Genomic DNA, 20,256 nt, shown 5'->3' with positions numbered 1-20,256 from the left:
TCATACTGACCGTTTTATGCACGTTCTCTACGAAGACGCCGGCAAACTCAAGGCCGAAACGATTTTTTCCGAAGCCGACACCTCGTTGCAGGTGGAATCGGCCTCGGGCAAGCGCAGCAAGATCAAGCGCAGCAACGTCCTGTTCACTTTCGAACAACCCGCTCCGGATGCGCTGCTGCCCGGCGCAGAGGCGCTGGCGGAGACGCTGGAACCCGAATTCCTATGGGAAGTCGCGCCACAGCAGGAATTCGAGGCCGCCGCCCTGGCGGAAGACTATTTTGGCCATGCCCCGGACGCCGTCGAAAAGACGGCCCTGATCCTGGCCTTGTCGGCTGCACCGGCCTACTTCCACCGGCGCGGGCGCGGCACCTACCGGCCCGCGCCGCCCGACATCCTGCAAGCCGCCCTGGCCGCCATCGAAAAAAAGCGCCTGCAAGCCGAACAGCAGCAGCAATGGACCGACTCCCTGGTCGCCGGGCAGCTGCCCGAGGCCCTGCGCAGCGTTGCCCGCACCTTTCTGGATCAGCCCGATAAAAACACCCTGGAATGGAAGGCCTTCGACGCCGCCATTCAGCAACTGGGCGCCAGCCCCGAAAAACTGCTGCTGTCGCTGGGCGTCTGGCCCGACCCGTTGACCATGATGCGCGAACGCTTCCTGGCTGCGCACTTCCCCAAAGGCACCGAATGGCCACCGGTGTCGGTCGAACCCTGGGGCGCCGATCTGCCCCAGGCCGACATCGAGGCCTATTCGGTGGACGATTCCAGCACCACGGAAATCGACGATGCGCTGTCGGTCACGCTGCTCGACGACGACACACTGCGCGCAGGCATTCACATCGCCGTGCCCGCACTGGCCATCGCGCGTGGCAGCGCCTTTGACGACATGGCCCGCAGCCGCATGTCCACGGTCTACATGCCGGGCGACAAGATCCCCATGCTGCCGCGCGAACTGATTGCGGCTTTTTCCCTGGACGAGGGCCAGTGGCGCCCCGCCCTGTCGCTCTATGTCACGGCCCGACGGCACGACGGCGAGATCCTGGCTACCGACACCCGGCTGGAACGCATCCGCGTCACGGCCAACCTGCGCCACGACCGCATGGGCGGTTCGATCACGGCCGAAGCCCTGGCCGACCCGGCCGCCGAAGTCCCCCACCCCCACTGGCTGCGACCCCTGTGGGAATTCGCCCAGCACCTGGGCGCTGCCCGCGATCTGGTACGAGGCAAACCGGAAAACAACGACCGCGTGGAATACAGCTTCGAGCTGGACGGCCCCGCCGACGACCCGGACTCGATCATCCGGCTGATCCCCCGCCAGCGCAATGCGCCGCTGGAACGGCTGGTGGCGGAATATATGATCCTGACCAATACCCAATGGGGTGCCTTGCTGGCCAAGCACGGAGTCCCGGGCATCTACCGTTCGCAGCAGATGGGGCGCACACGCATGTCGACCCAGGCTCTGCCGCACGAATCCATCGCGGTACCGCAATACATCTGGTCCACCTCGCCTCTGCGCCGCTATGTGGACCTGATCAACCAGGGCCAGATCCTGGCTGCGGCGGAACACGGCGTGTCCGCCCGCCTGGTCGCGCCCTTCAAGCCCAAGGACGCCGACCTGTACGCCCTGATCGGCGCCTTTGATTCGCAATACACGCTGTGGGGCGAATTCCAGTCCTCCATGGAACGCTACTGGTGCATCCGCTGGCTGCAGCAGCAGGGCCTGAAGGAAGTCCGCGCCCATGTGCTGCGGGACAATCTGGTGCGCCTGGCGTGCGCGCCCCTGGTGACCCGCATCAACGGCCTGCCTGCTTTCGAGCGCGGCCAGGAGATCATGCTGGACATTCTGGGCTACGATGACCTGGGATTGGACATCGAGTGCCGCTTGCGCGAAGCGCTCTGAATGACATGGCACAGCCGCAGCCTTCCTCCCTGCCGCTGCAGTTGCTGGAACCCCGCCACGAAGGCCGCAGCCGCATGGCGGTGGCCCTGCTGTTGTCTCTGTGCGCCCATGCGATGTTGCTGCTCTGGCAGGCGGCCGCCCCGCCTTCGACCACCCACGAATCCCCGTTGGAGATCACCCTGGTCAACAGCCGCAGCGACCAGGCGCCGCTGCGGCCCCAGGCACTGGCCCAGCAGAACCTGGACGGCGGCGGCGAACACGACACGGGCATGGCTGCATCGCCGCTGCCGCGCACCAGCGACGGCGAGGCCGATGAGATCGTGCTGGCCGCCATGCGCCGCCGCCAGGCCGAACTGGAAGCCGAACAACGCCAACTGCTGACACAACTGGAATCGGCCCAGCAAGTGCCGCAAGCCCGATCCGCTCCCGAGCTCTTGGGTCAAAGCGCCGACCCCGGCGACGACGACCGCCAGCAGGACAGCCTGGTGCTCAACGCCCGGATCGCAGCGCTGAAGGACAGGATCGAGCGCTACAACGCCCAGCCCCGGCAGACCTTCGTCGCCCCGGCCACGCAATCTGCGGACTACGCCCAGTACGTCGAGGCCTGGCGCCAGCGCATCGAACTGATCGGCACGCAGCACTACCCGCCTGAAGCACGCGGACGTATCTACGGCGACCTGCAGCTGACCGTGTACATCCGCCGCGATGGCCAGCTGGACCACCTCAGCTTTGACCGGCCCTCCAGCCAGGCCATCCTGAACAGCGCGGCGCGGCGTATCGTCGAGCTGGCAGCGCCCTTTCCACCCCTGCCGCCGGAATTGGCCGCGCACACCGACATCCTGGCCATCACCCGGACCTGGCACTTCACACACTCGGGATTGGACACGGCGTCCCCATGAGCCCGCGCCGCCTGATCACCACAATCGTGCTGACGGCCCTGTGCGCCGGGTTCCTGTATCAGATCGGGCTGCTGGGCATGGTGGTCTGGTTCAATTTCCGCAATCCGTCCAACACGCCGGTCATGCAGGACACACTGTCGGCGCTGCGGGCCCGCGACCCCGAGGCTCGGCTGAATCACGAATGGGTGCCCTACGCCCGCATCAGCGTCAACCTGAAGCGCGCCGTCATCGCATCCGAGGATTCAGGCTTCGTGGAACACGATGGCGTCGAATGGGACGCCATCCGCAAGGCCTGGCGCTATAACCAACGCCAGGAATCCCTGGGCCACAATCGCCGGCGCGGCGGCTCCACGATCACGCAGCAGCTGGCCAAGAACCTGTTCCTGTCGAACTCGCGCAACTACCTGCGCAAGGGCCAGGAATTGATCCTGACCTACATGATCGAAGGGGTGATGAGCAAGCGCCGCATCCTGGAGCTCTACCTGAACGTGGCCCAATGGGGCACCGCCACCTTCGGCGCCCAGGCAGCCGCCCGCCACTACTTCAAGACCGACGCAGCACGACTGTCCAGCAGCCAGGCTGCGCAACTGGCCGCCATGCTGCCCAATCCGGCGTACTACGACCAGCGCGGCGCCACTGGATACCTGCGATCTCGCGCCGCCACGGTGCGGGCACGCATGTCGCAGGTCGCCGTCCCCTGATGAACCTCTGAACAGGCCGGGCGGCAGGCGGGCGCTGCGGACCGGGACGGGGTTCAGGGTACTATTGAGGTTTTCCCCCGCAGTCCGACCCATGCGCACGGCCCGACAGTACCTCGCCCGCGAAATCTACCGATCGACGACCGTCGTGCTGGTGGCGCTCGTGGGTCTGTTCATGTTCTTCGCCCTGATCGAAGGCCTGGACAAGGTCGGCGAACGGCTTTCACTGCTGAACCTGTTCTACCTGCAGGCGCTGGATCTACCCAACCACCTGTACGAACTGCTGCCCATCGGCCTGCTGATCGGCGCGGTGCTGGCCCTGGCCGGGCTGGCCCAACGCAATGAACTGACCATCCTGCGGGCTTCCGGCGTCAGCGGCATGAAACTGCTGGCCGCCTTGTGGCTGATCACCATCCCCCTGGTCCTGGGGGCCTACATCCTGTCGGAATACATCACACCCGCCGCAGAACTGCGGGGCAGCGAATCCCGCCTGGCGCTGCTGGGACGCACCGATGGCGGACGCCTGTCCAGCGGATACTGGTTCAAGGAAAGCGACGCCAGCGGCGGCACGCGCATCATCAACATCCACAGCCTGGACGGCCAGGGCCGGGTTCAGGGAATCATCCTGTATGAATTCCGCCCGGACGATTCCTTGCAGGCCTACGTCCAGGCCAAGACCGGGCAATTCGGGCAAGGCCGGCTGAATCTGCAGGATCTGACCGAAACCCTGGTGCACCCTCGGCCGGCCAGCGCCCTGGCGGATGCGCGCGTGCCCACCACGCCCGTCGCTGAAGTCCGGCACCTGGACGAACGCAGCATCCCGACGTCCCTCACCCCGGAACGGCTGATCGCTCGCATCCTGACCCCGGAACGCATGGCGATCACCGATCTGCTGGACTATATACAGTACCTGCGCAACAACCACCTGCAGACCGACCGCCAGGAAGTCGCCCTGTGGCGCAAGATCGCCTATCCCTTCACGCTGCTGGTCATGATGACCATTGCCGCGCCCATCGGCTTCATGCAGACCCGGCGCGGCGGGGTCGGCCCCAAGGTGTTCCTGGGGATCATCCTGGGGGTGGGCTTTTTCATGCTGAACCAGCTGGCGCTGAATGCCGGCATGCTGGGCGACTGGCCTCCCTGGGCCACGGCGCTGGTGCCCAGCCTGCTGGGCCTGTGTCTGGCGCTCTTCGCATTGCTGGCCATGGAACACCGCCATCCTCTGGCGCTCTGGTGGCGCCAGAAACGCCTGGAAAGCAGGCCCGCATGACCAGCGCGAAAGACGTCTGGGTCGTCGGCGACGTGCAGGGTTGCACGGGCGCCCTGCGGGTGCTGCTGGCACATCCCGCACTGTCCCGACCCGACACCGAGATCTGGTTCGCAGGCGACCTGGTCAATCGGGGGCCGGACTCCCTGGGGGCTCTGCGGCTGATCCGCAGCCTGGGCGACCGGGCCCGTGTGATCCTGGGCAACCACGACCTGCATCTGCTGGCGGTCGTTGCCGGCGTGCGCAAATACGGCAAATCCGACACGCTCCAGGACATTCTGGATGCTCCCGATCGAGACGAGCTCGTGGACTGGCTGCGTCACCGCCCGCTGATGGTGCGCGATCGCGGCCACGTCATGGTCCATGCCGGCATTCTGCCTGCCTGGACTCTGGATCAGGCCCAGTCCCTGGCGCGGGAAATCGAAACCGCCCTGCGCCAGGACAGCTGGCCCCAGGCGGTGCACGATCTATACGGCGAAGAACCGCTGCGATGGGACGACGCCCTGCGCGGTCCGGCGCGCATGCGGGTGATCGTCAATGCGCTGACGCGCATGCGGGTCTGTCATGCGGACGGCAGCATGGACTTTCGCCACAAGGGCGGCCCGAACGCCGGCCACGACCTGCACCCCTGGTTCGAACTGCCGGGGCGCCGCGATCCAGGCGAACCCGTGGTCTTTGGCCACTGGTCTGCCCTGGGCCTGAACATCAGGCCTGACAGCATCTGCCTGGACACCGGCTGCGTCTGGGGACGATCCCTGACCGCCCTGCGCCTGCGCGATCATCAGCTGATCCAGCAGGACTGCGCGGACTGCCGCTAACCAATCAGCCGCCTGAACCCGCCACAGCCCGGCGCACGGCTGCATGCGTCCGATGCGCCAGATGGCCGCGGCCCAGATGCTCGGCGGGATCGATCAAGGGCAGGAATTCACATTCCACCACGACCCCCCAGGCCCCCAGCAGGAACCACAGATTGGCCGCCAGCGTCTGTTCCCCGACAAAGGCCAGCTCCGGGGCGCGACGCCCGCCCCGCAAAAATCGCAAGGCCACCGGCTGGACGGGGACGGCGCACTGCACAGCCGCTTCGAAAAGCCCCGCATGAAACGGCAGGATGTCCCCGCCGTCCGTGGTGGTGCCTTCCGGAAACAGCCCCACCACGTCTCCCTGCTGAAAGCAGGCGGCCATCTGGCGGCCGGCTTCGCGAACCGCCTGCCGATGACGCCGGTCGATGAACAGCGTGCCCGCCCAGGCCACCAGCAGGCCGATCACCGGCCAGCGCCGGATATCGCTCTTGGCCACGAAAGAGGTGGTGCGCACGCTGTTCAGGACAAAGATGTCCACCCAGGATACGTGATTGGCCACCCACAACACGGCCCCCTGCAGCATCGGCTGCCCCTGAACGCGCACGCGAACGCCGCACAGGACCAGCAGGCCCCTGGACCACGCACCGACCACGGCCCGGCGCCTGACGCGGGACAGGCAGGGAAACACCAGTAATTCCACCAGCAAGCCCAGCGCAATCCAGGCCAGCACCAGTATCAATCGGACAAGGAACAGCAATGGCGCCACAGGCTCTCCCATGCCCGGCCAGCCCGGGCAACGCCGCCCATCATACCCGCAGTCCTTCGCGCAGATGCCGGACTCAAGTCCGCGTGTCGACCAGTGCTAGCGGCGCACGGGAACCCGGGCCAGGTCGCCCGCCCCATCGGGACGGCCCGATTGCCGGTCCAGGTATCGCTGCAGGATGACGGCCGCCGCCATCGCGTCGTCGGGGTCGTTCGACCCCAGGATGCGCTGGGCTTCCAGGCTGGAGCCGCGTTCATCCACCAATTCCACCCGCAGGCGGAAACGGCCTTCCAGCTGATGCGCGAAGCGACGGCTGTTGCGGGACGCCGGCTGCTCGCTGCCATCGAGCGTCAGGGGCAGGCCGACGACCACCCGATCCGGCTGCCACTCGTCCAGCAGCGCCTGAATCCGGGCAAAGCGCTGGTCACGCGTGGCAGGCGTCAGGATGCACAAGGGCCGGGCCTGCGCCGTCAGCGTATTGCCGACGGCGACCCCGATCTTCTTCAGCCCGAAATCGAAGGCCAGCAGGACTTCTTCAGGCATGGCCGGCATCGCCCGTCAGCATGGACGAGCGGATGCCCAGCTGAGCCAGGGCGGCATCGTAGCGCTGTTCGGCCGGCGTATCGAACAGGACTTCGTGGGATGCCAGCACATTGAGCCAGGCATTGCGGGCCAGTTCGTCTTCGAGCTGCCCCGCGCCCCACCCCGCATAGCCCAGCGTCACCAGCAGGTGGGCCGGACCATGCCCGGCCGCGACGTCCTGCAGTACATCGCGCGACGTGGTCAGCGCGACGTCCTCGCCCAGCGGAATGCTGGAACTGTATTCCCCCCGGGGCACATGCAGGACAAAGCCCCGGTCGGTCTGCACCGGACCGCCGAAAAACACGGGCGATTCGCGCACCGGACCGATTTCCAGCGAGAGCGGCAGATCGATGCGCTGCAGCAAATCGCCGATGGTGAGGTCCGTGGGACGGTTGATCACCAGGCCCAGCGCCCCGTGTTCGGTGTGTTCGCAGACGTAGATCACCGTATTGGCCAGTTCGCCGGACACCATGCCCGGCATGGCCAGCAGAAACTGTCGGGACAGATCGATACGCGAACGAGTGTCGGAATCATGCATTTCCGTCGTCATGGCAGTCCCCTGAGTCCGGCCTTGCGGCCCATATGACTAGAGTATCAGATCTCGATCAGTTCGAAGTCTTCCTTGCGAGCGCCGCATTCGGGACACACCCAGTTGGGCGGAACGTCTTCCCACCGGGTTCCGGGTGCGATTCCGTCTTCCGGAAAGCCGGCCGCCTCGTCGTAGATCCAACCGCAAATCAGACACATCCAGGTCCGCATGACTATCCCAGCCTCACAACAGGCCCACCCGGTCATCGGCAGGCCGCATCCATTAGAATGGATGCCATAGTACCTAATCCGCCGGCCTCGCTGCCGGTCTGCTGTCCGCACCCATGGCCTCGCCTCTCGTTTCCACCCTCTCCCTGCCCCTGATTTTCGGTTCTTTCGACCCCAGCGGCGCCAGTAACCTGCCGATCGACGCGGTCATCTGCGCCCGGATGGGCATGCACGCGGGTTCGGTGGTGACCGCCATCCACGTTCAGGACACGAGCGGGACGGAATCCATCCAGCGGCTGTCGCCCGAACTGATCGACGATCAAGCCCGCTGTCTGCTGGAAGACATGGCCATCGGCGCCCTGAAGATCGGTCCGCAATACGATCCGGAAACCATCGCCGTGCTGGCGCAGATCGCTGCCGACTACGCCACCCTGCCCCTGGTGCTGCAGCTGGGCGTGCCACCCTCGATGCCAGACCTGGACGACCTGGACCCCGAAGACACGCTGAGCGCCCTGCTGGACCTGCTGGTGCCCCAGGCCCGGCTGGTGATCGTGGATGCCGCGCTGCCCGAACAGTGGGCCAGCCAGGGTCTGCTGTCGGCCACCGGTGCCGACGATCCCGTCCAGGCCCTGCTGGAACTGGGCGCCGATCACGTGCTGTGCAGCAACGCCGCCCTCAGCGCCGGCCTGAACGGCCTGACGCTGCATTCGCAGGGCCAGGCCAGCCGCCGCTGGCCCTGGTCCTCGGCGCCGGTGCGCGCCAGCGATGGCGACAGCCTGCTGGCCACCGTCCTGGCCTGCCTGCTGGCGCGCGGCCTGGATCCTTCCGAGGCCGTCCAGCAGGCCGTCGCCGCAGCGGCCCCCCTGATGGCGCATCCTTTCCACCCCGGCATGGGCCAGCACATCCTGCAGCACCACACCACATCATGACGACGAACACGCGCTTTCCACGTGGCCTGTATGGGGTCACGCCCGACTGGGCAGACACCGGCCGCCTGCTGGCCGCCATCGAACAGGCCCATGCCGGCGGCATGCAGGCACTGCAATGGCGGCGCAAACACGGCACGGACCACGAACGCCGCGCCCAGGCCGCTGCCGTGCGCGACTTGTGCCTGCGGCTGCATCTGCCGCTGATCATCAACGACGACTGGCGGCTGGCGGCCGACCTGGGCGCCGACGGCGTGCACCTGGGCAAGGACGATGCCGACATCGGCTCCGTTCGCCGTGCCCTGGGGCCGGACACGCTGATTGGCAGTTCCTGCTACGACCAACCCGAACTGGCCCGCCGGCATCTGCAGGACGGGGTAGACTACATAGCCTTTGGCGCACTGTACCCCTCGGCCGTCAAGCCCGACGCCGTGCGCGCCACGCTGGACCACGTCCGCGCCGGGCGATTGCTGGCCGACCAGCGCACACCACGCCCTGCCGTCGTGGCCATCGGCGGCATCGGCCCCGATAACGCCGCCCCGGTCATCCAGGCCGGTGCTGACAGCATCGCCGTGATCAGCGCCCTGTTCGAAGCCGCCGACGTCCGCGAGGCCGCCCTGCGCTGCAGCGCACTGTTTTCCTGACTCCATTCAACGGAACTGATCCATGTCCCGCAATACTGAACTGTTCGAACGCGCCAGCCGCGCCATTCCCGGCGGCGTCAATTCCCCCGTGCGCGCCTTCCGGTCGGTGGGCGGCACACCGCCGTTCATCCAGCGCGCCCAGGGCCCCTACCTGTGGGATGCCGAGGGCACCCGCTATATCGACTACATCGGTTCCTGGGGGCCGGCCATCCTGGGCCACGCCGACCCCGAAGTCATCCGCGCCGTGCAGGCCGCTGCCGAGGACGGCCTGTCCTTCGGCGCCCCGACCGAGGCCGAGATCCAGATCGCCGAAGCCATCATCGACCGCATCCCGTCCATCGAACAGGTACGGCTGGTCAGCTCGGGCACCGAGGCCACCATGTCCGCCATCCGCCTGGCGCGGGGGCACACGGGCCGCCACAAGATCATCAAGTTCGAAGGCTGCTACCACGGCCATTCCGACAGCCTGCTGGTCAAGGCGGGATCGGGCATGCTGACCTTCGGCAACCCGTCCTCGGCCGGCGTGCCCCCCGAATTCGTGCAGCACACGCTGGTGCTGGACTACAACGACCTGGGCGCCGTCGAAGCCGCCTTCGCGCAATACCCCGACGAAATCGCCTGCATCATCGTCGAGCCCATGGCGGGCAACATGAACCTGGTGCGCCCCGCCCCCGGATTCCTGGAAGGCCTGCGCGCCCTGTGCACCCGGTATGGCGCCCTGCTGATCTTCGACGAGGTGATGACCGGGCTGCGCGTCGGGCCGCAAGGCGTGCAGGGCCTCACCGGCATCACGCCAGACCTGACGACACTGGCCAAGATCATCGGCGGCGGCATGCCGGTGGGCGCATTTGGCGGTCGCGCCGACGTGATGGCCGACATCGCGCCGCTGGGCGCCGTCTACCAGGCCGGCACGCTGTCGGGCAACCCGGTGGCCGTGGCCGCCGGGCTGGTGACGCTGCGCCGCCTGGCGGAACCCGGCTTCCATGACCGGCTGCACGCGCAGACCGGAAAACTGATCCAGGGGCTGGTGGAAAGCGCACGCAAACACGGCGTGGCCTTCAGCGGCGACTGGCAGGGCGGGCTGTTCGGGATCTATTTCCGCGACCACGTCCCGACCAGCCTGGCGGAAGTCTCCGCCTGCGATCAGGACGCTTTCAAGCGCTTCTTTCACGGCATGCTGGATGCCGGCGTCCATTTCGCGCCGTCGGCCTTCGAGGCCGGCTTCGTGTCCATCACCCACGACGACACCGTCATTCAGGCAACGCTGGATGCCGCCGACCGGGTGTTTGCCGCGCTGTGAACACGCGCTCCGGGGGCGTCTGTAGACGCCCCCGGAGCGTCAATTGATAAGAACTTCAAGTTTCTTGACCCAGGACAAAGACGCGCCGTCCAGGGACTTCTACACTCAGTCCGTCATCCATATTTCCGTGGCCGCCCACGCGGCCCAAAGGCGCGCCATGACCGACTACACACACTACGCCGCCACGCAACACCCCGCTGTTGCTCTGGGCACCCCGGACCTGGAAACCCGGACCACCGGCCAGGAACCCGCCGACATCCGCCTGTGGCTGCGCATGCTCAGCTGCTGCACCCTGATCGAAAACGAAGTCCGCAGCCGCCTGCGCAGCGAATTCCAGACAACCCTGCCGCGCTTCGACCTGATGTCACAGCTGACCCACGCCCCCAAGGGGCTGAAAATGAGCGAACTGTCGCGCCTGATGATGGTGACCAACGGCAACATCACCGGCATCACCGACCAGCTGGAAAAAGACGGCCTGGTGGAACGCACGAAAGACGACAATGATCGACGCAGCTCCCTGATCCGCCTGACCTTGAAAGGCCGTCGCTACCACCGCCGCATGCAGAACGCCCACGAAAACTGGATCCAGTCGCTGCTGGGCGGGCTGGCGCCGACGTCCCGCAACACGCTGTTCGACCTGCTGGGCGACCTGAAGCAGGCAACCTACGCGCGGCTGCCCGCAGTCTGAAGCCGCGCATCCGGGGCGGCTGAGCGGCACATCCTGCATTGCCTGCCACCTCGTCGCCTGCGGGCGATCCGGATTCGTCAAACAAACTCCCATTCGTCATAGAATGGGAGTTTGTTTTTTGACCCTCTGCGGACCCCGCAGGCAACCCAGACGCACGATCACCATGGCCATCAATCTGCACATCCCGGCGCGCGACGCCATCTTCCCGGTTTCCGGCATCCGTATCGGCACCGCCGAAGCCGGCATCCGCAAGGCCGGTCGCCGCGACCTGACCGTGCTGCTGCTGGACGAAGGCGCCAGCGTCGCCGGCGTGTTCACGCGCAACCGCTTCCGCGCCGCGCCCGTCCAGGTCTGCGAGGCCCATCTGGCAGCCGGTCACGGCATCCGCGCCCTGGTGATCAACACCGGCAACGCCAACGCGGGCACCGGCGCCCCGGGCCTACAGGCCGCCCGCGAAACCTGCCACGCCCTGGCTGACGCCCTGCAGATCCAGGCTAACCAGATCCTGCCCTTCTCCACTGGCGTCATCCTGGAACCCCTGCCCGTCGACCGCCTGATCGCCGGGCTGCCGGCGGCCATCGCCGACGCACAGCCCGACCACTGGTTCGAGGCCGCGCACAGCATCATGACGACCGACACCCAGCCCAAGATCCATTCCCGGCGGCTGGAACTGGACGGCGCCACCGTCACCATCACCGGCGTCAGCAAGGGGGCCGGCATGATCCGCCCCAACATGGCCACCATGCTGGGGTTCCTGGGCACCGATGCCGGCCTGGCGCCCGCGCTGCTGCAGGCGCTGACCCGCCGGATCGCCGATCAGTCCTTCAACCGCATCACGGTGGACGGGGACACGTCCACCAACGACTCCTTCATCATCATCGCGACCGGCGCCAGCGGCGCGCGCATCGAATCCGAACACGACCCGCGCTACGCGCCGCTGGCCCAGGCCCTGACCGATGCCGCCCGCGAACTGGCCCAGAAGATCGTGCGCGACGCCGAAGGCGCCACGAAATTCATGACCATCCGTGTGGAACAGGCAGCCACCACGGACGAAGCCCTGAAAGTCGCCTATGCCATCGCCCATTCGCCGCTGGTCAAGACCGCCTTCTACGCGTCCGACCCCAACCTGGGCCGCATCCTGGCAGCCATCGGCTACGCCGGCATCGACGACCTGGACGTGTCGAAACTGACTCTGTGGCTGGGCGACGTCCAGGTCGCCACCCAGGGCGGGCGCGACCCCGACTACCGCGAAGAAGACGGCCAGCGCGTCATGGCGCAAGCCGAAATCCTGGTGCGCGTGGCCCTGGGGCGCGGTGACGTGGCCGACACGGTGTACACCTGCGATTTCTCGCACGAATACGTCAGCATCAACGCAGATTATCGGTCCTGAACCCACACCCTCTTGATTTGCAAGCGGAATTCTGCAAAAATGACGGGCTTGGTCTGGCTTTTAGCAAAGTCAGGCCGTTTTTGGCATCCCCGGCATCTTGAATTTGATTGAATCCCCACCAGGGGAAACAAATCCAGCCACCGGGTATTTTCACAGGAAACCCCCCATGTACGCGGTCATAAAAACCGGCGGCAAACAGTATCGTGTTTGCGCTGGCCAGAAACTGAAAATCGAACAGATACCGGCTGACATTGGGCAAGAAATCTCGCTGGACCAGGTGTTGTCGGTCGGCGAAGGCGATACGCTGAAGATCGGCACGCCCTTCGTTGCCGGCGCTGCGGTCAAAGCCACTGTTCTTGCGCAAGGTCGTCACGACAAGGTCAAGATCTTCAAGATGCGTCGGCGCAAGCACTACCAAAAGCACCAAGGTCATCGTCAGAACTACACCGAAATCCGCATCGACGCGGTTGCGGCCTGATCCCGTCAAGGAGCACAACTCATGGCACACAAAAAGGGCGGCGGCTCGACTCGCAACGGCCGCGATTCAGAATCGAAACGACTGGGCGTGAAAGTCTACGGCGGCCAGGCGATCCTGGCTGGCGGCATCATCGTCCGTCAGCGCGGCACGCAGTTTCACCCCGGCGTGAACGTCGGCATCGGCAAGGACCACACGCTGTTCTCCCTGGTGGATGGCACCGTGCAGTTCTCGATCAAAGGGGCGCTGAACAAGCGCACCGTTTCGGTCGAATCGGTCAGCTGATCACCGGTCAATGCACCGAGAAAAGGCCCTGCCCAACCGGCGGGGTCTTTTTTTTCATTAGAATGTATCCATCATGAAATTCGTAGACGAAGCCACCATCGAGGTCGTTGCCGGCAAAGGCGGTAACGGCGTAGCCAGCTTCCGGCGGGAAAAATTCATCCCGATGGGCGGGCCAGACGGCGGCGACGGCGGGCGCGGCGGCTCCATCCTGGCCGTTGCCGACCGCAACATCAACACCCTGATCGACTACCGCTACGCTCGCCTGCATCGGGCGAAGAACGGCGAAAACGGCCGGGGTTCGGACCAATACGGAGCCGGCGCGCCGGACATCGTCCTGCGCATGCCCGTGGGCACCGTGATCCACGACGCCGACACGGACGAACAGCTGTTCGACCTGGACCGTCATGGCGCGCAGGTCACGTTGGCGGCCGGCGGCAACGGCGGCCTGGGCAACCTGCACTTCAAGTCCAGCACCAACCGGGCGCCACGCCAGTTCACCCCGGGGCGCGAAGGCGAACAACGCCGCTTGCGGCTGGAACTGAAGGTCCTGGCGGACGTGGGCCTGCTGGGCATGCCCAATGCGGGGAAATCCACCCTGATCACACGGGTGTCGAACGCCAAACCGAAGATCGCGGACTACCCCTTCACCACGCTGCACCCGAATCTGGGCGTGGTACGCACATCCGCGTCGCACAGTTTCGTGATCGCCGACATTCCAGGCCTGATCGAAGGCGCCTCTGAAGGCGCCGGCCTGGGCCATCAATTCCTGCGGCATCTCAGCCGCACCCGGGTGCTGCTGCATCTGCTGGACGTGTACTCGCCGGACCCCGACGTCGACGCCGGCGCCCAGGCCATCCAGGATGCGCGGGCCATCGTGCGCGAACTCGAACAATACAGCCCCGAACTCGCCGCCAAGCCGCGCTGGCTGGTGCTGAATAAGCTCGACATGGTCGAAGACCCAGCCGCCATCCAGGACCGCATCTGCCGCGAACTGCAATGGACGGGTCCGGTCTTCGGGATTTCGGCCCTGACCGGGTCGGGCACCTCGTCGCTGATGGGCGCCATCCAGTCCTGGCTGGACGAACAGCAGCGCGCGGCGCATGCGCACGACGAAGACCCTCGTTTCACGGGCCATCCGTCAGACGCCGACGACCGCGATCCGGCCTCTGACGCAACGCCATCCTGAACGACGCTGCGCTACACTGCAGAACACCCGCTCAGCGGCTGACCGGTTCGGCCCGGCGGGGGTTCTGTCGCCACTCCTTGTTGCCGATCCGCGCGCTGCCCGTATGTCCACGCCCGCCCTTGCCTCTTCCGTCGCCCAGGATGCCCACCGGCTGGTCCTGAAGGTCGGCTCGTCCCTGGTCACCAACGAAGGTCGAGGCATCGACCTGCCCGCAGTGGCCCAATGGGCCGAGCAGATCGCCGCCCTGCACGCCGCAGGCCGTCAGATCGTCCTGGTGTCCAGTGGCGCCATCGCCGAAGGCATGGCCCGCCTGGGCTGGCCGCGCCGCCCCAAGGCCATGTCCGAACTGCAGGCCGCCGCCGCCGTCGGCCAGATGGGCCTGATCCAGGCCTACGAGACCGCCTTCGCCCGCCATGGCGTGCGCACTGCACAGATCCTGCTGACACACGAAGACCTGGCCGACCGGCGCCGCTATCTGAATGCCCGCAGCACCCTGGTGACCTTGCTGAACCTGGGTGTCGTGCCCATCGTCAACGAAAACGACACCGTCGTCACCGACGAAATCCGGGTGGGCGACAACGACACGCTGGGCGCCCTGGTGACCAATCTGGTCGAAGCCAGCGTGCTGATCATCCTGACGGACCAGGCCGGCCTGTACAGCGCCGACCCGCGCAGGCACCCCGACGCGCGATTCATCCACCAGGGCCAGGCGGGCGACCCTGCTCTTGAGGCCATGGCGGGCGGTTCTGGCAGCGCCATCGGTACGGGCGGCATGCTGACCAAGGTCCTGGCCGCCCGACGCGCCGCCAACAGCGGCGGGCACACGATCATCGCGTCAGGACGCGAACCCGCCGTATTGCAACGTCTGACTTCCGGCGAGGCCATCGGCACCGAACTGCGGGCCGTGCTGCCGGTCAGGTCGGCCCGCCAGCGCTGGATGGTGAACCATCTGCGCCTGCGCGGGCGCATCACCCTGGACGCCGGCGCCGTGCGGGCCCTGACCCAAGGGCACCGCAGCCTGCTGCCCATCGGTGTCACCGACGTCGAAGGCGATTTCGAACGCGGCGACGTCGTCGCCTGCGTCGATGAACACGGGGTGGAATGCGGCCGAGGCCTGATCAATTATTCCTCGGCCGACACGGCGCGCATCATGCGCCAGCCCAGCACCCGCATCGCGGACATCCTGGGGCACCTGTCCGATCCGGAACTGATCCACCGCGACAATCTGGTGGTGGTGCGGGCGCGCACGCCGCAGGACGGTCAATAAGCCGCCGGCGCAGGTCGACCGGTCATTTCTGCGCGGGGATGAACAGGGTCTCCTTGACCTCCTCCATCACCACGCAGCTCTTGGTTTGAGTCACGCCCGGCAGGCGCAGCAGGATGTTGCCCAGCAGGTTGCGGTACTGGCCGATTTCCTTGATGCGGGCCTTGATCAGGTAGTCGAATTCACCCGAAACCAGATGACATTCCAGCACCTGGGGCACGCACAGCACCTCGCGGCGGAATTCCTCGAAGGTGCGTTCCGACTTGCTGGACATGCTGATTTCCACGAAGACCAGCAGGCCGGCATCCAGGGCTGCGGGGGACACGCGGGCATGGTAGCCTGTGATGACGCCATCCCGTTCCAGGCGGCGCACCCGCTCGATGCACGGGGTCACCGTCAGGCCGATCGCATCGGCCAGTTCCGTCATGGACAAGCGCCCGTTCTGCTGCAGCAGATCCAGGATCCGACGATCGATTTTGTCCAGCGTATGTACGGATTCTTTTTGAATGCGCATGCGATTTCCCGAGTGAAAATACCGTGCCTGACACAGGCCGGCGCCCCTGTCAGCATTTTGTCCTACGGCCCATCATTTGGCCAGTCAGTGCACGACAAAATTCATGAAAACCTTATTTTTTCATGAAAAATCACCTGAGATTATTGCCTATCATCATCAAAAATTAATCCATTCGAGGTTCGACCATGAAGGTTCTCGTTTTAGGGGCCGGCGTCGTGGGTGTCACGAGCGCCTATTATCTGGCATGCCAGGGACACGACGTGACCGTCATCGACCGGGAATCCGGCACCGCCGAAGAAACCAGCTTTGCCAACGCCGGGCAGCTGTCCTTCGGCTATTCGTCCCCGTGGGCGGCGCCCGGCATCCCGCTGAAGGCCCTGAAATGGCTGTTCACCCAGCACGCTCCGCTGACCATCCGACCCGATGGCAGCCTGTTCCAGCTGCGCTGGATGTTCGACATGTGGCGCAACTGCACACCCGCCCGCTACGCCACCAACAAGGACCGGATGCTGCGCCTGTCGGCCTACAGCCGCCAATGCCTGCACGAACTGCAGTCGGACACCGGCATCCAGTTCGAAAGCCGCCGCCAGGGCACGCTGCAAGTCTTCCGCACCCAAAAGCAGATGGATGCGGCTCAGCTCGACGTCCAGGCCCTGAGCGATGCCGGCGTAGCCTATGAACTGATCGACGGCGACCACCTGGTGGATTACGAACCGGCCCTGCACCAGGTCCGCCACAAGCTGGTCGGCGGCCTGCGCACCCCTGACGACGAAACTGGCGACTGCCGCCTGTTCACGCAGGCCCTGAGCCGCCTGGCCGAGGCCAAGGGCGTGCAGTTCCGCTACGGCGAAACCATCCAGGCCCTGCACCAGGCAGGCGGCCGCGTCACTGGCGTGCAGTGCGTATCCGGCCTGCACCAGGCCGACGCCTATGTGGTGGCGCTGGGCTCGTATTCGCCCCTGCTGCTGCGCGACATCGTGGACATCCCGGTCTACCCGATGAAGGGCTATTCCATCACGGTGGACATCTCCGATCCCGAACGGGCGCCGGTATCGACGCTGCTGGATGAAACCTACAAGATCGCTCTGACCCGGTTCGACCAGCGCATCCGCGTGGGCGGTATGGCCGAGGTCGTCGGTTATGACACCCATCTGGACCCGCGCCGCCAGCGCACCCTGGAAATGGTCCTGAACGACCTGTTTCCGGGCAGCTACACACCTGGTGACGTGCACTTCTGGACGGGACTGCGCCCCAAGACCCCGGACAGCACCCCCATCATCGGCCGCACCAAGCTGGACAATCTGTTCCTGAACACCGGTCACGGCACGTTGGGCTGGACCATGTCGTGCGGCAGCGGACGCCTGATTGCCGACATCGTATCCAGCCACCCCACCGCCATCCGCAGCGACGACCTGGGCGTGCAGCGCTACCGCTGAACGCAGCGACCCGCGCCACCGCCACAAGGCCCAGGCGCAGCCGAAATCTCGCAGGGATTCGATAGAGATTATTTCAAAACGGGCACTGGCGGATGCCCGGTATTGCCCCTATACTTCCCATCTCGCAGGGGTACTCGGCGGCAATGCCGGCGGGTTGAGAAACACCCTTCGTACCAGTACGGATAATGCCGATGCTGGGAGCGTGCGCGGTGTCCAGCTCTTCCCCGGAACGCGCTTCCCGTCCTCCCCGACTCGGCTCCATTTCCGAAATTCTTCGAACCTGGAGCTTCCTCTTGAACGCCAATCCTCAGTTTTTCGCCACTCAGGCCACGGTCGATAATGCAGCCGTCCAGCCGCTGCCCGCTTCCCGCAAGATCCACGAAACGGGCTCTCGCCCCGACATCCGCGTGCCGTTCCGGGAGATCCGGCAGGACGATACGCCCACACTGTTCGGCGGTGAAAGCAACCCGCCCTTGACGGTCTACGACACCAGCGGCCCCTATACCGACCCGGACGCCGTCATTGACATCCGAAAGGGCCTGGACACGCCCCGCCTGCCCTGGATTCTGGAACGCCAGGACACCGAAGCACTGGACGGCCTGAGCAGCCAGTACGGCCGCGCCCGCCAGTCCGATCCAGAACTGGATGCGCTGCGCTTTGCCCGCACCCGCGATCCTCGCCGCGCCCGTCCCGGCGCCAACGTGACACAGATGCATTACGCGCGGCGCGGCATCGTGACGCCCGAAATGGAATTCGTCGCCATCCGGGAAAACATGCGCCGCGAGCACTACGTGGACAGCCTGCGCAACAGCGGCCCCGAGGGCGCGCGCCTGGCGGAGCGCCTGACGCGCCAACACCCCGGCCAGTCGTTTGGCGCCGCCATCCCTCAGGCCATGACACCCGAATTCGTGCGCGACGAGGTCGCCCGAGGCCGCGCCATCATTCCGGCCAACATCAACCACCCGGAAGTGGAACCCATGGCCATCGGCCGCAATTTCCTGGTCAAGGTCAACGCCAATATCGGCAATTCAGCGATCCGATCCGATATCAGCGAAGAGGTCGAAAAAATGACCTGGGCGATCCGCTGGGGCGGCGACACGGTGATGGATCTGTCCACCGGCAAACATATCCACGAGACCCGGGAATGGATCATCCGCAATTCCCCCGTGCCCATCGGCACGGTGCCCATTTATCAGGCCCTGGAAAAGGTGGGCGGGGTGGCCGAGGAGCTGAACTGGGAGATTTTCCGCGACACGCTGATCGAGCAGGCCGAGCAGGGTGTGGACTATTTCACCATCCACGCCGGGGTGCGCCTGCCCTTCGTGCCGATGACGGCCAGCCGCATGACCGGGATCGTGTCGCGCGGCGGGTCGATCATGGCCAAGTGGTGCCTGGCGCACCACAAGGAAAGCTTTCTGTACGAGCATTTCGAAGACATCTGCGCCATCATGAAGGCCTATGACGTCAGCTTTTCCCTGGGCGACGGGCTGCGGCCCGGCTCGGGCTACGACGCCAACGACGAGGCCCAGTTTGCGGAACTGCGCACGCTGGGCGAATTGACGCAGGTGGCCTGGAAGCACGATGTGCAGGTGATGATCGAGGGCCCGGGCCACGTGCCGATGCAGATGATCCGCGAGAACATGGATCTGCAGTTGAAGCACTGCCACGAGGCGCCGTTCTACACGCTGGGGCCGCTGACGACGGACATCGCTCCGGGCTACGACCACATCACGTCGGGGATTGGCGCGGCGCTGATCGGCTGGTACGGGACGGCGATGCTGTGCTATGTGACGCCCAAGGAACATCTCGGGCTGCCCAACAAGAAAGATGTGAAGGACGGGATCATCACGTACAAGATCGCCGCCCACGCAGCCGATCTGGCCAAGGGGCATCCAGGCGCAGCGATCCGGGACAATGCCTTGTCGAAGGCGCGTTTCGAGTTCCGCTGGGACGATCAGTTCAATCTGGGCCTGGACCCGGACACGGCCCGTGCGTTCCACGATGAGACGCTGCCGAAGGACTCGATGAAGGTGGCGCACTTTTGTTCGATGTGCGGACCGAAGTTCTGCAGCATGAAGATCTCGCAGGACGTGCGGGATTATGCGAAGGACAACGGTCTGGACGAGGCCACCGCCCTGGCCCAGGGGATGGCGGCGAAATCAGCGGAGTTCATTGCGCAGGGGGCGGAGATTTATCGGAAGACGTGATGCGTCCGGCACCAGTCGAATGGTCGCTCCACCACCGGACACTGCACCGGCTGGGTCAGTGGCATGGCACATCATGAGCCCGGGGAGGTCATGCCCCCGGCGCCGACATTGTCTGGCGCCGGATGCTTCTGAAGGGAGGGCGGGAGATGTCGTCGGGCGTGTTTGAGGCCGAAGGCCGAGTTCGCCCGACGCCCGCCCGGACGAAGAAGATCCGGGAAGTCCGAAGGACCGCCTGACACAGTCGGCAGAGGGGGCATGACCTCCCCGGGCGGCTCAAGA

Annotated in this window: 21 protein-coding genes and 1 riboswitch; of the genes, 16 read left to right on the top strand and 5 right to left on the bottom strand. The window is 65.7% G+C overall.

The window, feature by feature from the left end; all coding sequences use genetic code 11:
* Positions 1 to 16 precede the first annotated feature (16 nt).
* The 5 genes from VDP74_RS09465 (at position 17) to VDP74_RS09445 (ending at position 5,579) form a co-directional block, all read left to right on the top strand.
* Positions 17 to 1,897, top strand: coding sequence for a ribonuclease catalytic domain-containing protein (locus VDP74_RS09465; RefSeq protein WP_322999380.1), 1,881 nt, complete (start codon positions 17 to 19; stop codon positions 1,895 to 1,897).
* A 5-nt stretch (positions 1,898 to 1,902) separates the two neighbouring features.
* Positions 1,903 to 2,796 (top strand): TonB family protein, encoded by an 894-nt coding sequence (locus VDP74_RS09460; RefSeq protein ID WP_322999379.1) that lies wholly within the window; start codon positions 1,903 to 1,905, stop codon positions 2,794 to 2,796.
* Positions 2,793 to 3,497 carry a monofunctional biosynthetic peptidoglycan transglycosylase gene (mtgA, locus tag VDP74_RS09455; RefSeq protein WP_322999378.1) on the top strand — a complete coding sequence of 235 codons (705 nt, stop codon included), beginning with the start codon at positions 2,793 to 2,795 and terminating at the stop codon, positions 3,495 to 3,497. The genes VDP74_RS09460 and mtgA overlap by 4 nt, the downstream gene beginning before the upstream one ends.
* A gap of 91 nt (positions 3,498 to 3,588) precedes the next feature.
* Positions 3,589 to 4,764, top strand: coding sequence for an LPS export ABC transporter permease LptG (gene lptG, locus VDP74_RS09450; protein WP_322999377.1), 1,176 nt, complete (start codon positions 3,589 to 3,591; stop codon positions 4,762 to 4,764).
* Complete coding sequence (locus VDP74_RS09445; protein ID WP_322999376.1) at positions 4,761 to 5,579, top strand: symmetrical bis(5'-nucleosyl)-tetraphosphatase; 819 nt, start codon at positions 4,761 to 4,763, stop codon at positions 5,577 to 5,579. Before lptG ends, VDP74_RS09445 begins: the two co-directional genes overlap by 4 nt.
* Before the next feature lie 4 nt (positions 5,580 to 5,583).
* On the opposite strand, the gene VDP74_RS09440 is transcribed toward VDP74_RS09445, so the two are convergent.
* The 4 genes from VDP74_RS09440 to VDP74_RS09425 form a co-directional block, all read right to left on the bottom strand.
* Positions 5,584 to 6,339 carry a lysophospholipid acyltransferase family protein gene (locus VDP74_RS09440; protein WP_416232961.1) on the bottom strand — a complete coding sequence of 252 codons (756 nt, stop codon included), beginning with the start codon at positions 6,337 to 6,339 and terminating at the stop codon, positions 5,584 to 5,586.
* A gap of 84 nt (positions 6,340 to 6,423) precedes the next feature.
* Positions 6,424 to 6,867: a Holliday junction resolvase RuvX gene (ruvX, locus tag VDP74_RS09435; protein WP_322999374.1), complete on the bottom strand. Its 444-nt coding sequence runs from the start codon at positions 6,865 to 6,867 to the stop codon at positions 6,424 to 6,426.
* The gene (locus tag VDP74_RS09430; protein ID WP_322999373.1) at positions 6,860 to 7,456 is read right to left on the bottom strand and encodes a YqgE/AlgH family protein; all 597 of its coding nucleotides are present in this window, start codon (positions 7,454 to 7,456) and stop codon (positions 6,860 to 6,862) included. The genes ruvX and VDP74_RS09430 overlap by 8 nt, the downstream gene beginning before the upstream one ends.
* 44 nt (positions 7,457 to 7,500) lie before the next feature.
* The gene (locus VDP74_RS09425; protein WP_043685094.1) at positions 7,501 to 7,665 is read right to left on the bottom strand and encodes a rubredoxin; all 165 of its coding nucleotides are present in this window, start codon (positions 7,663 to 7,665) and stop codon (positions 7,501 to 7,503) included.
* 113 nt (positions 7,666 to 7,778) lie between these two features.
* On the opposite strand from VDP74_RS09425, the gene VDP74_RS09420 reads away from it, so the two are divergent.
* The 9 genes from VDP74_RS09420 (at position 7,779) to proB (ending at position 15,823) form a co-directional block, all read left to right on the top strand.
* Entirely contained in the window at positions 7,779 to 8,591 is an 813-nt protein-coding gene (locus VDP74_RS09420) for a bifunctional hydroxymethylpyrimidine kinase/phosphomethylpyrimidine kinase (protein ID WP_322999372.1), read from the top strand.
* A complete protein-coding gene (gene thiE, locus VDP74_RS09415; protein ID WP_322999371.1) occupies positions 8,588 to 9,232 on the top strand; it encodes a thiamine phosphate synthase in 645 nt (214 codons plus the stop codon). Before VDP74_RS09420 ends, thiE begins: the two co-directional genes overlap by 4 nt.
* A 22-nt stretch (positions 9,233 to 9,254) precedes the next feature.
* Complete coding sequence (gene hemL, locus VDP74_RS09410; protein ID WP_322999370.1) at positions 9,255 to 10,532, top strand: glutamate-1-semialdehyde 2,1-aminomutase; 1,278 nt, start codon at positions 9,255 to 9,257, stop codon at positions 10,530 to 10,532.
* A gap of 157 nt (positions 10,533 to 10,689) precedes the next feature.
* Positions 10,690 to 11,220, top strand: a complete 531-nt coding sequence (locus VDP74_RS09405; RefSeq protein ID WP_322999415.1) for a MarR family transcriptional regulator — start codon at positions 10,690 to 10,692, stop codon at positions 11,218 to 11,220.
* Between the two features lie 163 nt (positions 11,221 to 11,383).
* Positions 11,384 to 12,610 carry a bifunctional glutamate N-acetyltransferase/amino-acid acetyltransferase ArgJ gene (argJ, locus tag VDP74_RS09400; RefSeq protein ID WP_322999369.1) on the top strand — a complete coding sequence of 409 codons (1,227 nt, stop codon included), beginning with the start codon at positions 11,384 to 11,386 and terminating at the stop codon, positions 12,608 to 12,610.
* Positions 12,611 to 12,776: 166 nt separating this feature from the next.
* Positions 12,777 to 13,088 (top strand): 50S ribosomal protein L21, encoded by a 312-nt coding sequence (gene rplU, locus VDP74_RS09395; RefSeq protein WP_066454957.1) that lies wholly within the window; start codon positions 12,777 to 12,779, stop codon positions 13,086 to 13,088.
* A gap of 21 nt (positions 13,089 to 13,109) precedes the next feature.
* Positions 13,110 to 13,370 carry a 50S ribosomal protein L27 gene (gene rpmA, locus VDP74_RS09390; RefSeq protein WP_322999368.1) on the top strand — a complete coding sequence of 87 codons (261 nt, stop codon included), beginning with the start codon at positions 13,110 to 13,112 and terminating at the stop codon, positions 13,368 to 13,370.
* 73 nt (positions 13,371 to 13,443) lie between these two features.
* Entirely contained in the window at positions 13,444 to 14,556 is a 1,113-nt protein-coding gene (obgE, locus tag VDP74_RS09385) for a GTPase ObgE (protein WP_322999367.1), read from the top strand.
* A 103-nt stretch (positions 14,557 to 14,659) separates the two neighbouring features.
* Positions 14,660 to 15,823, top strand: coding sequence for a glutamate 5-kinase (proB, locus tag VDP74_RS09380; protein WP_322999366.1), 1,164 nt, complete (start codon positions 14,660 to 14,662; stop codon positions 15,821 to 15,823).
* 22 nt (positions 15,824 to 15,845) lie between these two features.
* Here proB and VDP74_RS09375 read toward each other — a convergent pair whose 3' ends face one another.
* On the bottom strand, positions 15,846 to 16,334 hold the full coding sequence (locus tag VDP74_RS09375; protein ID WP_322999365.1) for a winged helix-turn-helix transcriptional regulator: 489 nt from the start codon (positions 16,332 to 16,334) through the stop codon (positions 15,846 to 15,848).
* Positions 16,335 to 16,519: 185 nt separating this feature from the next.
* Here VDP74_RS09375 and VDP74_RS09370 point away from each other — a divergent pair, with 185 nt between their 5' ends.
* Together VDP74_RS09370 and thiC are read left to right on the top strand one after the other, a co-directional pair.
* Complete coding sequence (locus VDP74_RS09370) at positions 16,520 to 17,770, top strand: D-amino acid dehydrogenase (protein ID WP_322999364.1); 1,251 nt, start codon at positions 16,520 to 16,522, stop codon at positions 17,768 to 17,770.
* A gap of 116 nt (positions 17,771 to 17,886) precedes the next feature.
* Positions 17,887 to 17,987: riboswitch (TPP riboswitch) on the top strand.
* A 76-nt stretch (positions 17,988 to 18,063) separates the two neighbouring features.
* Entirely contained in the window at positions 18,064 to 19,977 is a 1,914-nt protein-coding gene (gene thiC / locus VDP74_RS09365) for a phosphomethylpyrimidine synthase ThiC (RefSeq protein WP_322999363.1), read from the top strand.
* The last annotated feature ends 279 nt before the right edge of the window (positions 19,978 to 20,256 follow it).

The sequence above is a fragment of the Castellaniella sp. genome (genome assembly GCF_034674885.1).
Taxonomy (GTDB): domain Bacteria; phylum Pseudomonadota; class Gammaproteobacteria; order Burkholderiales; family Burkholderiaceae_B; genus Castellaniella.
The sequence above is the reverse complement of the archived record's forward strand: the minus strand, read 5'-3'. Positions and strand labels throughout refer to the sequence as shown.